The following is a 13,757-nucleotide window of genomic DNA, read 5'->3' on the forward strand; positions in this document are numbered from 1 at the left end:
CCCACAGCGTCGTCAGAGGCTCCGGCGCATGACGTCGAGCACGCCCGCCTCATCGGGAAGCGGCTCGAACGGGTCGCCCGAGACGAAGACGCGCACCTGCAGGAGGGCCTGGTGCAGGAGCATGCCGAGCCCGTGCGTGACGCGCCCCGCGCGCTCGAGCCAGCCCGCCGCGAGCGCCGACGGCCACGGGTCGTACGCGACGTCGAGCAGCAGCGCCGAGCCGACCAGCGCATCCGACGGCGCGACGCCGAGGTCGGTGCCGCCGGGAACGGTGCTCACGACCAGGTCGGCGGATGCCGCGGCGGCGAGCTCCGCGAGCGGGCCCACCCGGACCACGAGCCCGAGTCGCCGCCCGAGTTCCTGCACGCCGAGCGCCCGATCCGGGTTGCGCACGAGCACGTCGACCTCGGCGGCGCCGAGCTCGGCCATCGCCACGAGCGCCGACGACGCCGTGGCTCCGCCGCCGATCAGCACGCCGCGGTGCGCGCGGCGGAGGTCCGCGTCGCCCAGCGTGCGGACGATGCCCCCGATGTCGGTGTTGAAGCCCTGCAGCGAACCGTCCTCGGCGAACCGGACGGTGTTGGCCGCCCCGGCGAGATCCACGAGGCGATCGGCCCCGTCGAGGTGCTCCAGCACCTCGTGCTTCAACGGCATCGTCAGCGACAGTCCGCGCCACGCGGCATCCGCCTCGCCGCGTGCGCGCTCGAGGAACCCGGCGAACTCCCCCGATCGCACCTCGATCGGGTCGTAGCGCCAGTCGAGGCCGAGGCACTCGTACGCCGCGCGGTGGAGGGACGGGCTCTTCGAGTGCGCGATCGGCGAGCCCAGCACGGCCAGCCGCACCGCACGCTCCCCCGATGTCGCGTTCGTCGCGCCAGGCGTCGCCATCACTCGCTATCCGTTCTCGTCGAGGTACCGCAGGAACTGCTCGACCGCCGCCTCGTGCTCCTCGAAGGTCGCCGAGAAGACCGTCTCGCCGGTCTCGAGGTTCACGGTGACGAAGTACAGCCACGGCCCGTCGGCCGGGTGCTGCGCGGCGTCGATCGCGATGTCGCCCGGGTTGCCGATGGGCCCCGGCGGCAGCCCCGGATGCACGTAGGTGTTGTACGGGTTCGATGCGTCGGCGCGCTCCGCGTCGGTGGTCGTGACGAGCGTGTCGTCGCCGGTGCCGTAGTGCACGGTGGAGTCGAACTGGAGCAGCTGCGTCGGGAACTGGTTCGCGTCGAGGCGGTTCCGGATGACGCGCGAGACCTTGTACGCATCGGCCTCCGAGCCCGCCTCCCGCTCGATGAGCGAGGCGATGATCACCGTCTCCCACCGGTCCTCGGGCGCCACGCCGGCCTCGTCGAGGGACTGGAAGGACCGGTCGACGAGCGTCTTCACCACCTCGTCGGCGGTGACGTCGGGTCCGAACGTGTACGTCGCGGGGAAGAGGAAGCCCTCGATGCTCGTGGCCTCGGCGGGCAGGCCGAGCGCCTGCGGGTCGGATGCCGCCGCCTCGAGCTCCTCGATCGGGATCCCGGTCGCGGCTGCGGCGTTCGCGAGCGCGTCACGCGCCCACAGGCCCTCCTGGATCACGAACGTGTTCTCGAGCTTGTTCTCCGGATCGAGCAGCGCGTCAAGTGCGTCCTCGGCGCTCATCTGGTTCGCCATCCGATAGGCGCCGGGGTAGAAGATCGGCTGCTCGGAACGGCTCGTGACCTCGTCGATGAACGCCTCGGAGGAGGCGACGACGTCCTGCTCCTCGAGGTTCGCGGCGATCGTCTCGCCGCCGTCGCCCTCGTTGATCATGAAGACGACCTCGCCGGTGCCCGCGCCCGAGTAGTCCTCCGGGGGCTGGAAGCGCTCCATCAGCGACGTGATCGGCCCCTGGAGGAAGAACGCAGCGCCCGCGACGAGCGCGCCCAGCACGATGAGCGCGATGAGGCAGCCCCACGCGCCGCGTCGACGGCGATTCGGCTCGCGCTCGTGCTCCTCGAACTCCCAGGCCGCCGCGGCGCGGCGGTCGGCGCGCGACGGGCGCCCGGCCTCGTCGCTCCAGTCGGCGAACGGATCCTGGTCGTGCGGGTCGGCGTCCGTGACGATGCCTCGCCCGCCGGACGGCGGCCACTCCTCGGGCGCCCCGCCGGCGCGTCCGCGCACCGGCCCCGTGGATGCCGCGGCGAGCGTGTCGTCGGTGGCGTAGCGAGTGTCCTCGTACGCGTCGTACTCCGGGATGCGGTCGTCGTATTCCGGGATGCCCTCGTCGTACCAGGGCTCCTCGGGCGGGCCCGGCACCGGCTGCCGGCCGGGGTGCTGACCGGGGAGTCCCGTCGGTCCGCTCGCCGCGATGCGCGCGGACTGGGGCGGTGGCGCGTGCGGCCGCCTGACCTCCTGCGCCTCCTGAGCGGCACGCCACTGCGCCTCCGCCGCGCGCTGCGCCTCCGCCGCACGCTGCGCCTCCGCTGCTGCGGCACGCTGGGCCTCCACGGCGGCCGCGCGCTCCGCCGCCTCCGCGGCCGCCGCGCGCTCGGCATCCGCTGCGCCGGCGCGCCGTGCCGCCTCCGCCGCCTGCCGCTGCTCCATCTCCCGCAGTTCCCGGCGGGTCCTCGGGGCCGGAGGCTGCGCTCCCGCGCTCCCGAGCGCGTCGCCGCGCCCGTCGGCCGCGGGCGTCGAGCCGGTTCCGGCGACGCGATCGCCCCCGTACGGGTCGGATGGCGGCGGCACCGGCGCGGAGCCGCTTCGGCGCTCTGGGGGGAGCTGGGTCACGAGGTCAGGGGCCTTCCTCGACGGAGATCGTGCGTCCGGGGGCGGTACCCGATGCCCGTTCGGCATCGATGGCATGTTGCAGAATGATAACGGCTGCAGCTTGGTCGATGATCGGACGCTGCTTCCTCGACGACTTTCCGGCCGAGCGGAGCGCCTGCTGCGCGCTCACCGTCGACATCCGCTCGTCGACCAGGCGCACCGCCGCCCCGGCCGCCGCAAGCCGCTCGGCGAACCCGACGGCGTCGTCCGTCGACGCGGTGGGCCGACCCGACATGGACAGCGGATGACCGACCACCAGCTCCAGGACGTCGAACTCGGACGCGAGCTCCAGGATGCGACGGAGGTCCGTTCCGTCGTCCTCCGCGCTCCGCGCGACCGTCTCGACGGGCACGGCCAGGATCGCCGACGGATCGCACCGCGCGACGCCGATCCGCGCTCGGCCGACGTCGATGCCGAGTCGCGCGCCCGATCTCACGATCAGGCTCCGGATGCGGTCCGCGCCGCGCCGAGCGCGGCCGGGATCGAGCCGAGGTCGGTGCCGCCGCCCTGCGCGAGGTCGGGCTTGCCGCCACCGCCGCCGCCGAGCGCAGCGGCCATCGCCTTCGCGATCGTCCCGGCGTTCGCACCGGCGTCGCGGGCGGCCGGCGACGTCGCCGCGATCGCGAGCGGCTTGCCGCCGACCTCGCCGACGAGTGCGACGACGGATGCCGCGTCGCCGAGCCTGCCGCGCACGGCAGTGGCGAGCGAGCGGAGCTCGTCGCCCGAGCCGAGCTTCCCGACCGACTCGGTGACGAGCAGCAGGTCGCCCACGCGCTCCGCCTTCGCGGCGAGGTCGGGGACGCGATCGTTCAGCGCCTTCGACTCGTAGGCCTGGATCTTCTTCTCGGCCGCCTTGAGGCTGGCGACGAGCTCGCCGACGCGGTCGACGAGCAGCTCCGGGCGCGTCTTCAGCGTTCCGGTGAGCTCCTGCACCAGGGCGCGCTCGGCGGCGAAGCGCTGGAACGCGTCCTTCCCGACGAGCGACTCGACGCGGCGGTTCGATGCACCGACCGAGGACTCGCCGACGATGTTGATCATCCCCACCTCGGCGCTGCGCGCGACGTGCGTGCCCGCGCAGAGCTCGCGGGACCACGGACCGCCGATGTCGACGACGCGCACGACGTCGCCGTACTTCTCGCCGAACAGCGCCATGGCGCCGAGCGCCTTGGCCTCGTCGATCGGCATCTCGCGGGTGACGACCTCGAGGTTCTCGCGCACGGCACCGTTCGCGACCTCCTCGATCTCGCTGCGCGTCTCCGACGACAGCGCCTGGTTCCAGCCGTAGTCGAGACGCAGGTAGCCCGCCCTGTTGAACGAGCCGGACTGGTGCGCGGTCGGCCCGAGCACCTGACGGAGCGCCGCGTGCACGAGGTGCGTGCCGGAGTGGGCCTGCGTCGCACCGCGTCGGTAGTCCTCGTCGACGATGCTCGTCGCCGGGACCCCGACGCCGACCTCTCCGGTCGTCACGGTCACGGTGTGGCTGATGAGTCCCTTGACCGGCTTCTGCACGTCGAGCACCCGGAGCTCGAAGCCGTCGCCGACGATGCGGCCCTGGTCGGGGGCCTGGCCGCCGGATTCGGCGTAGAGCGAGGTCTCCGCGAGGATCACCTCGGCGGTCTGGCCGGCGGTCGCCGCGGCGACCGGTCGGCCGTCGACGAGGATGCCGAGGACGCTGGAGTCGGTCACGAGGTCGGTGTAGCCCGTGAAGACGGTCTCGCCCTTGGCCCGGAAGTCGCTGTAGACCGAGAGGTCGGCGAGGACCTTCTTCTTGGACTTCGCATCGGCCTTCGCACGCGAGCGCTGGTCGGCCATGAGCGTGTCGAACGTCGGTCGATCGACGGCGAGGCCTGCCTCCTCCGCCATCTCGAGCGTGAGCTCGATCGGGAAGCCGTACGTGTCGTGCAGCAGGAACGCGGTGTCGCCGGCGAGGCGGTCCGCGCCGTCCGCCTTCGTCTTCGCGACCGCGCCGTCGAGGATCGCCGTACCCGCCGTGAGCGTGCGGAGGAAGGTCGCCTCCTCGCCGAGCGCGAGCTGCTCGATCTGCGTATAGCTCGTCGCGACCTCGGGGTACGCCGCCTTCATCGCGTCGCGCGACGCGGCGAACAGCTCGCGGAACGTCGGTCCCTCGACGCCGAGCAGGCGCATCGCACGGATGCTGCGGCGGAGCAGGCGTCGGAGGATGTATCCCCGACCCTCGTTGGAGGGCGTCACGCCGTCGCTCATGAGCATGAGCGACGAACGGATGTGGTCGGCGATGACGCGCATGCGCACGTCGTCCTCGTGGTCGGCCCCGTATCGGCGACCGGAGAGGCGCGCCGCAGCGTCGAGCACCGGCCGGACCTGGTCGATCTCGTACATGTTGTCGACGCCCTGCTTGATGAACGCGACGCGCTCGAGGCCCATGCCGGTGTCGATGTTCTTCTTGGGCAGTTCCTTCACGATCGTGAAGTCGACCTTCGACTTCACGTCGGCGATCAGGTACTGCATGAACACGAGGTTCCAGATCTCGACGTACCGGTCGTCGTCGGTGGCCGGACCGCCGTCGATGCCGTACTCGGGCCCGCGATCGAAGAAGATCTCCGAGCAGGGGCCGGCCGGACCGGGCTGGCCCGTGTGCCAGTAGTTCGTGTCCTTGCCGAGGCCCTGGATCCGCTCGTCGGGCAGGCCGGCGACGCGCTTCCAGATCTCGCGCGCCTCGTCGTCCTCCTCGTAGACCGTGACCCAGAGGTCCTTCGGGTCGAAGCCGTAGCCGCCCTCGGCCTCGGAGCTGGTCAGGAGCTCCCACGCCGCGGTGATCGCCCCCTCCTTGAAGTAGTCGCCGAACGAGAAGTTGCCGTTCATCTGGAAGAACGTGCCGTGTCGAGGCGTCTTGCCGACCTCCTCGATGTCGTTCGTGCGGATGCACTTCTGCACGCTCGTCGCGCGGGGGTAGGGCGCGGGCACGACGCCGGTGAGGTACGGCACGAAGGGCACCATGCCGGCGACCGTGAAGAGCAGCGACGGGTCGTCGGACACGAGCGAGGCCGACGGCACGACCGTGTGGCCGCGCGCGGCGAAGAAGTCAAGCCAGCGCTGGCGGATCTCGGCAGTCTGCATGGTTCCGTTCTGGTTTCGTGGGGATGGTGGAACGTCCCGCGCGTGGCGCGGGATGCGTCGCGCGCCGCGACTAGTGGTCCTCGGCCGCCCGGAGCTCGGCCTCGCGAGCGTGGTAGCCCTCGGCCACCGCGCGTCCGAACGCACGCGCCTTGGCGTCGATCCCCGAGAAGAACTCACGGCCCTGGGCCGTGCGGTTGACCTGGTGCGCGACGGCGAAGCCGACCGCGACGCCGACGGTGAACCACAGGATGCTCTTCACGTCTCACTCCTCGATGGGTCGTGCTCGCGCCGCGCGGTGCGCACGCGTCTCCTCAGTCTAGGGCGTGCGACGGACGCCGCGGGGAGACGACGAACGGGGCCGCGGCGAACCGCGACCCCGTTCGGGCGAACCGCCGACTAGCGGGCGGCGTAGTACTCGACGACGAGCTGGACGTCACACGTGACGGGCACCTCGGCGCGCTTCGGGCGACGCACGAGCGTGGCCTGCAGCTTGTCGAGCTCGACCTCGAGGTAGCCCGGGGTCTTGGGGAGCACGTCGACGTGGCCGCCGGCCGCGGCGACCTGGAAGGGCTCGGTGCCCTCGGAGCGCTGCTTGACGCCCACGACCTGGCCCGGCTTCACGCGGAACGACGGGCGGTCGACGATCTTGCCGTCGACGGTGATGTGACGGTGCACGACGAACTGGCGGGCCTGCGAGATGGTGCGGGCGAAGCCGGCGCGGAGCACGAGCGCGTCGAGGCGCATCTCGAGCAGCTCGACCAGGTTCTCACCGGTCATGCCGTCGGTGCGGCGGGCCTCGTTGAACGCGATGCGGAGCTGCTTCTCGCGGATGCCGTACTGGGCGCGCAGGCGCTGCTTCTCGCGGAGGCGAACGGCGTAGTCGGAGTCCTGCTTGCGCTTGGTGCGGCCGTGCTCACCGGGAGCGTACGGGCGCTTCTCCATGTACTTGGCGGCCTTCGGGGTGAGGGCGACGCCGAGCGCACGGGAGAGGCGGGTCTTGCTTCGGGACTGGTTGGTCACGATGTCCTTTCGGAGGATTCTCAAACGGTGTGTTCCGGGCGCACCGAGCGCCGGAAAGACGATGTTCAGAGGGGTTCGCCACGGGGCGACCGGCTACAGGTCGCATCCCTTCGCCGTGGAGACCGCGCAGCCGCACGCGAGAATCTGGCTTCAGGCCAGCGACGATCCTACCACGAGCGGCGGGTCAACGCTCACCGCGGACGATCCGGCGCAGCTTGGCGAGCCGCGAGGACACCTCGCGCTCGTTCCCGTGCTCGGTCGGGCTGTAGTAGACGGCACCGCGGAGCGGGTCGGGCAGGTACTGCTGCGGCACGACGCCGATCGGGTCGTCGTGGGGGTACGCGTAGCCCTTGCCGTGCCCGAGCCGCTTCGCGCCGGGGTAGTGCGCATCGCGCAGGTGCTTGGGCACGCGGCCGGCGCGGCCTGCGCGGACGTCGGCCAGCGCCGCGTCGATCCCGAGGTACGCCGCGTTCGACTTCGGTGCGGTCGCCAGGTGCACGACGGCCTGGGCGAGCGGGATGCGGCCCTCGGGCATGCCGATGTACTGCACCGCGTCGGCCGCGGCGACCGCGACGCCGAGCGCGGTCGGGTCGGCCATGCCGATGTCCTCGGACGCGAGGACGATGATGCGACGGGCGATGAACCGAGGGTCCTCCCCGGCCTCGATCATCCGCGCGAGGTAGTGCAGCGCGGCATCGACGTCGCTGCCGCGCACCGACTTGATGAACGCGCTGATCACGTCGTAGTGCTCGTCGCCGTCGCGGTCGTACCTGAGGAGCGCACGGTCGACCGCCCGCGCGACCACCTCGGGCGTGATCACCGGCAGCGGCGACCCGTCGGCCTCGACCCCGCTGCCGTCGGCCCCTTCATCGTCGACCTCGCCGGTATCGCCGGAGGCATCCGTCGAGGCCTCGCTGATCGCGGACGTGGAGGCCGCCTCGAGGGCGGTCAGGGCGCGTCGCGCGTCGCCCGAGGCGAGGCGCACGATCGCCGCGCGCGCCTCCGGTGCGAGCTCGACCCTCCCGCCGAGACCGCGCGGATCGACGACCGCACGGTCGACGAGCAATGCCAGGTCGTCGTCGTCGAGCGTCTCGAGGGTGAGCAGGAGCGAACGCGACAGCAGCGGCGAGATCACCGAGAACGACGGGTTCTCGGTCGTCGCCGCCACGAGGATGACCCATCCGTTCTCGACGCCGGGCAGCAGTGCGTCCTGCTGCGCCTTCGTGAAGCGATGGATCTCGTCGAGGAACAGCACCGTCGAGACGCCGTACAGGTCGCGGTCCGCGCGGGCCGCCTCCATCACCTGGCGCACGTCGCGCACGCCGGCGGTGACCGCCGAGAGCTCGACGAACTTGCGACCCGACGATCGGGCGATCGCCTGCGCGAGCGTGGTCTTGCCGGTGCCTGGCGGACCCCAGAGGATCACCGACACCGCACCCGACTCGCCCGTGCGGTCGGCCGCGAGCGCCACGAGCGGCGAACCCGGCGTCAGGAGGTGCCGCTGACCTGCCACCTCATCGAGGCTCCGCGGCCGCATCCGCACCGCGAGCGGGGTCGCCCCCGCACGCAACCCCTGGGCCGAATCCACCATGCGGACCAGCGTAATCGCGGCGACCGACAGGGCCCGACCCGTGGGCGGCCGTGCTGGATTCGCCCGGGCGCGCCGCGGTTGCGTAGGCTCTCCTCCGCAGGATTTCCCCCGAAGGAGCAGCGTGGCAACGAACGACCGTCAGGCGCGCGAGGAACGCTCGCGCCTCCGCACGTACCAGGCCCGCCAGGAGGTGCACCGCCGGTCCGTTCGGCGCCGCACGCGAGACAACGTGCTCGCGGGCGTGGGGCTCGTCGTGGTGCTCGCGCTCGCGACGGGTGCGCAGCTCTTCTACTTCTCGGGCGGCCCCGGCGCGCCCGCAGCCGAACCGACGCCCTCGCCGACGCCCAGCGCCGAGGCCACCGAGGTCCCCTCCCCCGACCTCGCCGAGGACCGGACCTGGGTCGGGGCGCTGACGCTCAACGACACCTCGCTCTCGATCGAGCTCGACGGCGCCGCGGCGCCGCAGGCCGTCGCGAGCACGGTCACCCTCGTCGACTCGGGGTTCTACGACGGGCTCACCTGCCACCGCCTCACGACCGACGGCATCTTCGTGCTCCAGTGCGGCGATCCGAACGGCGACGGCTCGGGCGGACCCGGGTACAGCTACGGCCCGGTCGAGAACGCGCCCGCCGATGACGTCTATCCGGCGGGCACCATCGCGATGGCCCGTCAGGGCGGCGTCGCCGAGAGCCAGGGCAGCCAGTTCTTCATCGTCTACGAGGACTCGACGATCCCCTCCGACGCCGCGGGCGGCTACACCGTGATCGGCCGCGTGACCGACGGGCTCGACGCGTTGCGCGCCGACATCACCGACCAGGGCGTCGCCGACGATGCCGCCGACGGCGCACCCGTGCGCCCGGTGAGCATCACGTCGTTCATCGTCGAATGAGCGCCCACGTCCGCGCTCGGATGCGGCCGACGCCGTTCCCGAGGGTGCAATAGGCTTGATGCCGTCATCCGCCGCGCACGCGGCATCCGCACGACGACAGGGTGAGTTCGTGACCGATTCAGCACAGCAACCGTGGGGCCGCGTCGACGAGACGGGCACCGTCTTCGTGCGGACCAGCGAGGGCGAGCGCGAGGTCGGGCAGTACCCCGATGCGACTCCGGAAGAGGCGCTGGCGTACTTCGAGCGCAAGTACGCCGACCTGGCGGGCGCGGTCGGGCTGCTCGAGCAGCGCGTGCGCCGCGGTGCACCGGCAGCGGATGTCGCCAAGGCCGTCGACACGCTCCGGGCGAGCGTCGCCGACGCCCACGCCGTCGGCGACCTCGACGCGCTCACGCGCCGGCTCGAGGCCCTCTCCGGCACGACGCAGGAGCTCACGGCGCAGCAGCAGGCCGAGGCCAAGGCCGCGCTCGCCGACGCGATCGCAGAGCGCACCCGCATCGTCGAGGAGGCCGAGGCGCTCGCCGCGCAGGACCCCGCGAAGACCCAGTGGAAGCAGACCTCCGCCGAACTCGACGCCCTCTTCGCCCGCTGGCAGCAGCACCAGCAGGACGGCCCGCGGCTGCCCAAGGGCGAGGCGAACGAGCTCTGGAAGCGATTCCGCGCCGCACGCTCGACGATCGAACAGCATCGCAAGGCGTTCTTCGCCGAGCTCGACGCCTCGCACCGCGAGGTGCGCCAGCGCAAGCAGCGGCTCATCGAGCGCGCCGAGGCCCTCGCGCCGCGCGGCGCCGACGGCGTCGTCGAGTACCGCTCGCTCCTCGACGAGTGGAAGCAGGCGGGCCGCGCGGGCAAGAAGGTCGACGACGCGCTCTGGGCGAAGTTCAAGGCCGCGGGAGACGTGCTCTTCCAGGCCAAGGCCGAGATCGACGCCAAGGACGACGAGGAGTACCGCGCCAACCTCACCGAGAAGCTCGCGCTGCTCGACGAGGCCGACGCACTGCTCGCCTCGAAGGACGCGCGTGCGGCCCGTTCGACGCTGAACGGCATCCAGCGCCGATGGGACGACATCGGCCGCGTTCCGCGCGACCAGGTGCGCACCGTCGAGGACCGCCTCCGCAAGGTGGAGAACCACGTCCGCGCACTCGAGGACGAGCGCTGGGAACGCGAGGACCCCGAGAAGAAGGCGCGCTCCGAGGGCATGCTCGGCCAGCTGCACGACGCGATCGCGAAGCTCGAGGCCGAGCTCGCCGAGGCCGAGGCCGCCGGCGACGCGAAGGCCATCGCCGCCGCACGCGAGGCGCTCGACGCCCGCCGGGCCTGGCTCAAGGCCGTCGGCGGCTGACGGTCCGCTCACCGCACTCGACCCGTCGCCGCGCTCGCGGCGGCGGGTCGAGTGCGTTCGGCGACGTCCCCTGCACGTCCGACCGATCACCGGCGATGATCCACAGCCCGGGCCGGAGACGACCCGATGCGCCGGCGAATGGCGGAACATAGGTCGCATGGCGCGGCTTCCCTCGGTCCTCGACCTCGACGACCTGCCCCTGGCCGAACTCTGCGCCGCGCGGCTCGACGGCGAGGTGATGCGCATCGGCGACGGGTGGTGCCCGGTCGACGAGCCCGACCTGCCCGGCCTCCGTGCCGCGGCGGTCGCGCCCGGTCTGCCGTCGCAGTTCGTCGTCGAGCGCCGGTCCGCCGCCTGGGTGCACGGCGCGCTTGTGTCTCCCCCGCGGGTCGCCGAGTGCTGCGTCCCGCTCTCGTCACGCGTGTCGACGCGGTCGTTGCCACCCGGGATGCTCCTGCGCGAGGTCGCGATCGCGCCCGCCGACATCGTCGCGATCGGCGGCGTCCGGTGCACCACGCCGGATCGGACGGTCTACGACCTCGTGCGCGATGCGGAGCCCGCCCACGACGTGCTCAGGATCGTGGCCGCGCTGCTCAGCGCCGACCGGTCGATGGGCGGACGCGTCCGATCACGCCTGGAACTCGCCCATCGACTGCCCCACAAGGCAGCAGCGCTCGAACGCCTCACGGCGGCCGAGATCGCCGCGACCGTTCAGCCGTCGCTCACCCGATAGACGTCGTAGACGGCGTCGATGCGGCGAACGGCGTTCAGGACGCGGTCGAGGTGCGTGGTGTCGCCCATCTCGAAGACGAACCGACTGATGGCCAACCGGTCCGACGACGTCGAGACGTTCGCGGACAGTATGTTCACATGGTGCTCGCTGAGGACCCGCGTGACGTCCGACAGGAGCCCGGCACGATCGAGCGCCTCGATCTGGATCTGCACAAGGAACACGCTCTTGGAGCTCGGCGCCCACTCGACATCGATCATCCGCTCGGGCTCGCGGAGCAGCGACTGCACGTTGTGGCACGACGCCTGGTGCACCGAGACCCCGGAACCTCGCGTGATGAAGCCGACGATGTCGTCACCGGGCACCGGTGTGCAGCACCGCGCGATCTTGACGAGGATGTCGGGGGCGCCGCGCACGAGCACGCCGGAATCGCTGGTCCTCGGCAGCGGTCGCGAGCGGACCGGGATGGCGGGCAGCTCGGGCTCGTCGGCATCGTCGACATCGCGGACCAGGGCGATGACCTTCTCGATGACGGACTGCGTCGACACGTGCCCCTCGCCGACGGCGGCGTACAGCGCCGACACGTCGTCGTAGCGCAGCTGGGCCGCCACCTCGGCGAACGAATCCTGGCTCATGAGCTTCTGGAGCGGGAGGTTCTGCTTGCGCATCGCCCGGGCGATCGCGTCGCGGCCGTGCTCGATCGCCTCGTCGCGTCGCTCCTTGGTGAACCACTGGCGGATCTTGCTCCGCGCGCGTGGGCTCTTGACGAAGATCAGCCAGTCCTTGCTCGGACCCGAGTCTGGGTTCTTCGACGTGAACACCTCGACGACGTCGCCGCTCACCAGCTCGCTCTCGAGCGGCACGAGACGGCCGTTGACCTTCGCGCCCATCGTGCGGTGGCCGACCTCGGTGTGCACGGCGTACGCGAAGTCGACCGGGGTCGCGCCGGCCGGCAGCCCGATGACGCGGCCCTTCGGCGTGAAGACGTAGACCTCCTTCGCGCCGATCTCGAACCGCAGCGAGTCGAGGAACTCGCCGGGATCGGCCGTCTCCGCCTGCCAATCCGAGATGTGCGCGAGCCAAGCCATGTCGGCATCTCCGCGGGTCCCTCCGCCGTCGACGTGGCCGGCGGCCATCCGCTCCTTGTACTTCCAGTGCGCCGCCACGCCGTACTCGGCGCGCTGGTGCATGTCGTGCGTGCGGATCTGGATCTCGACCGGACGGCCCTTCGGTCCGATCACGGTCGTGTGCAGCGACTGGTACAGGTTGAACTTCGGCGTCGCGATGTAATCCTTGAAACGGCCGGGGACCGGCGTCCATCGCGCGTGGATGGATCCCAGGACGGCATAGCAGTCGCGCACCGAGTTCACCAGGATGCGGATGCCGACGAGGTCGTAGATGTCGTCGAAGTCCCGGCCGCGGACGATCATCTTCTGGTAGATGGAGTAGTACTGCTTCGGCCGTCCGACGACCTTGCCGCGGATGCGAGCCGCCTTGAGGTCGTCCGAGACGAGGTCGATCACCGACTGGACGTACTCCTCGCGCTGGGGCGTCCGCTGCTTGACCAGGCTCTCGATCTCGGCGTAGAGCTTCGGGTAGAGCACCGCGAACGAGAGGTCCTCGAGTTCCCACTTGATGGTCTGGATTCCGAGGCGGTGCGCGAGCGGCGCGTAGATCTCGAGGGTCTCGGTGGCCTTGCGCGACGCCGAGGCCGCCGGGACGAAGCCCCACGTGCGCGCGTTGTGCAGGCGGTCGGCGAGCTTGATGATCAGCACGCGGATGTCCTTGGACATCGCGACGATCATCTTGCGGACGGTCTCCGCCTGGGTCGAATCGCCGTACTTGACCTTGTCGAGCTTCGTGACGCCGTCGACGAGCATCGCGATCTCGTCACCGAAGTCGGCGCGCAGCTGGTCGAGCGTGTACGCGGTGTCCTCGACGGTGTCGTGGAGGAGGGCGGCTGCCACGGCCTTGGATCCGATGCCGAGATCGGCGAGGATCTGGGCGACCGCGATCGGGTGCGTGATGTACGGTTCACCGCTGCGTCGCTTCTGGCCTTCGTGCGCGCGCTCGGCTACCGTGTACGCCCGTTCGATGACCGAGAGATCGGCCTTCGGATGGTGCATGCGCACCGTCCGCATCACGCTGTCGACCGCCCCAGCGGGAAGCGCCTTGGAGAAGATCCGTGGCACGAGTCGACGCAGTGACGCCGTCGAGTTGACACCGGTATCGGTCATGAGCCCCGCACCTCCAGACCTCAATTATCACCGCTTCCGTAACGGTCGCGCGCCATCGAGGTCCG

General features: G+C 71.3%; 11 protein-coding genes. 3 read left to right on the top strand and 8 right to left on the bottom strand.

What is annotated here, in order from left to right; translation table 11 throughout:
- Positions 1 to 12: 12 nt before the first annotated feature.
- The 7 genes from GJR97_RS14770 to GJR97_RS14800 all read right to left on the bottom strand — a co-directional run bounded on the left by GJR97_RS14770 (position 13) and on the right by GJR97_RS14800 (position 8,494).
- Positions 13 to 888: a shikimate dehydrogenase gene (locus tag GJR97_RS14770; RefSeq protein ID WP_154347538.1), complete on the bottom strand. Its 876-nt coding sequence runs from the start codon at positions 886 to 888 to the stop codon at positions 13 to 15.
- Positions 889 to 894: 6 nt separating this feature from the next.
- Entirely contained in the window at positions 895 to 2,748 is a 1,854-nt protein-coding gene (mltG, locus tag GJR97_RS18845; RefSeq protein WP_154347539.1) for an endolytic transglycosylase MltG, read from the bottom strand.
- Between the two features lie 4 nt (positions 2,749 to 2,752).
- Positions 2,753 to 3,223: a Holliday junction resolvase RuvX gene (ruvX, locus tag GJR97_RS14780; protein ID WP_324613549.1), complete on the bottom strand. Its 471-nt coding sequence runs from the start codon at positions 3,221 to 3,223 to the stop codon at positions 2,753 to 2,755.
- Positions 3,224 to 3,225: 2 nt separating this feature from the next.
- Entirely contained in the window at positions 3,226 to 5,883 is a 2,658-nt protein-coding gene (alaS, locus tag GJR97_RS14785; RefSeq protein WP_154347540.1) for an alanine--tRNA ligase, read from the bottom strand.
- 70 nt (positions 5,884 to 5,953) lie between these two features.
- Positions 5,954 to 6,142 (bottom strand): hypothetical protein, encoded by a 189-nt coding sequence (locus GJR97_RS14790; RefSeq protein WP_154347541.1) that lies wholly within the window; start codon positions 6,140 to 6,142, stop codon positions 5,954 to 5,956.
- A gap of 137 nt (positions 6,143 to 6,279) precedes the next feature.
- Positions 6,280 to 6,903: a 30S ribosomal protein S4 gene (gene rpsD / locus GJR97_RS14795; RefSeq protein ID WP_456057508.1), complete on the bottom strand. Its 624-nt coding sequence runs from the start codon at positions 6,901 to 6,903 to the stop codon at positions 6,280 to 6,282.
- Between the two features lie 184 nt (positions 6,904 to 7,087).
- Positions 7,088 to 8,494 (bottom strand): replication-associated recombination protein A, encoded by a 1,407-nt coding sequence (locus GJR97_RS14800; RefSeq protein ID WP_154347543.1) that lies wholly within the window; start codon positions 8,492 to 8,494, stop codon positions 7,088 to 7,090.
- Between the two features lie 121 nt (positions 8,495 to 8,615).
- Here GJR97_RS14800 and GJR97_RS14805 point away from each other — a divergent pair, with 121 nt between their 5' ends.
- The 3 genes from GJR97_RS14805 to GJR97_RS14815 all read left to right on the top strand — a co-directional run bounded on the left by GJR97_RS14805 (position 8,616) and on the right by GJR97_RS14815 (position 11,458).
- Positions 8,616 to 9,383 carry a peptidylprolyl isomerase gene (locus GJR97_RS14805; protein ID WP_324613550.1) on the top strand — a complete coding sequence of 256 codons (768 nt, stop codon included), beginning with the start codon at positions 8,616 to 8,618 and terminating at the stop codon, positions 9,381 to 9,383.
- Positions 9,384 to 9,492: 109 nt separating this feature from the next.
- A complete protein-coding gene (locus GJR97_RS14810) occupies positions 9,493 to 10,725 on the top strand; it encodes a DUF349 domain-containing protein (protein WP_324613551.1) in 1,233 nt (410 codons plus the stop codon).
- 157 nt (positions 10,726 to 10,882) lie between these two features.
- The gene (locus GJR97_RS14815) at positions 10,883 to 11,458 is read left to right on the top strand and encodes a hypothetical protein (protein ID WP_154347546.1); all 576 of its coding nucleotides are present in this window, start codon (positions 10,883 to 10,885) and stop codon (positions 11,456 to 11,458) included.
- Here GJR97_RS14815 and GJR97_RS14820 read toward each other — a convergent pair.
- On the bottom strand, positions 11,437 to 13,692 hold the full coding sequence (locus GJR97_RS14820; protein WP_154347547.1) for a RelA/SpoT family protein: 2,256 nt from the start codon (positions 13,690 to 13,692) through the stop codon (positions 11,437 to 11,439). The genes GJR97_RS14815 and GJR97_RS14820 overlap by 22 nt on opposite strands.
- Between the last annotated feature and the right edge of the window lie 65 nt (positions 13,693 to 13,757).

Source organism: Agromyces kandeliae, assembly GCF_009674665.1.
In the GTDB taxonomy this organism is placed as follows: domain Bacteria; phylum Actinomycetota; class Actinomycetes; order Actinomycetales; family Microbacteriaceae; genus Agromyces; species Agromyces kandeliae.

Coding starts and splice junctions, on each gene's coding strand:
- GJR97_RS14770 (WP_154347538.1), bottom strand. CDS start 888: ATGGCGACGCCTGGCGCGACGAACGCGACATCGGGGGAGCGTGCGGTG.
- alaS (WP_154347540.1), bottom strand. CDS start 5,883: ATGCAGACTGCCGAGATCCGCCAGCGCTGGCTTGACTTCTTCGCCGCG.
- GJR97_RS14800 (WP_154347543.1), bottom strand. CDS start 8,494: ATGGTGGATTCGGCCCAGGGGTTGCGTGCGGGGGCGACCCCGCTCGCG.
- GJR97_RS14815 (WP_154347546.1), top strand. CDS start 10,883: ATGGCGCGGCTTCCCTCGGTCCTCGACCTCGACGACCTGCCCCTGGCC.
- GJR97_RS14820 (WP_154347547.1), bottom strand. CDS start 13,692: ATGACCGATACCGGTGTCAACTCGACGGCGTCACTGCGTCGACTCGTG.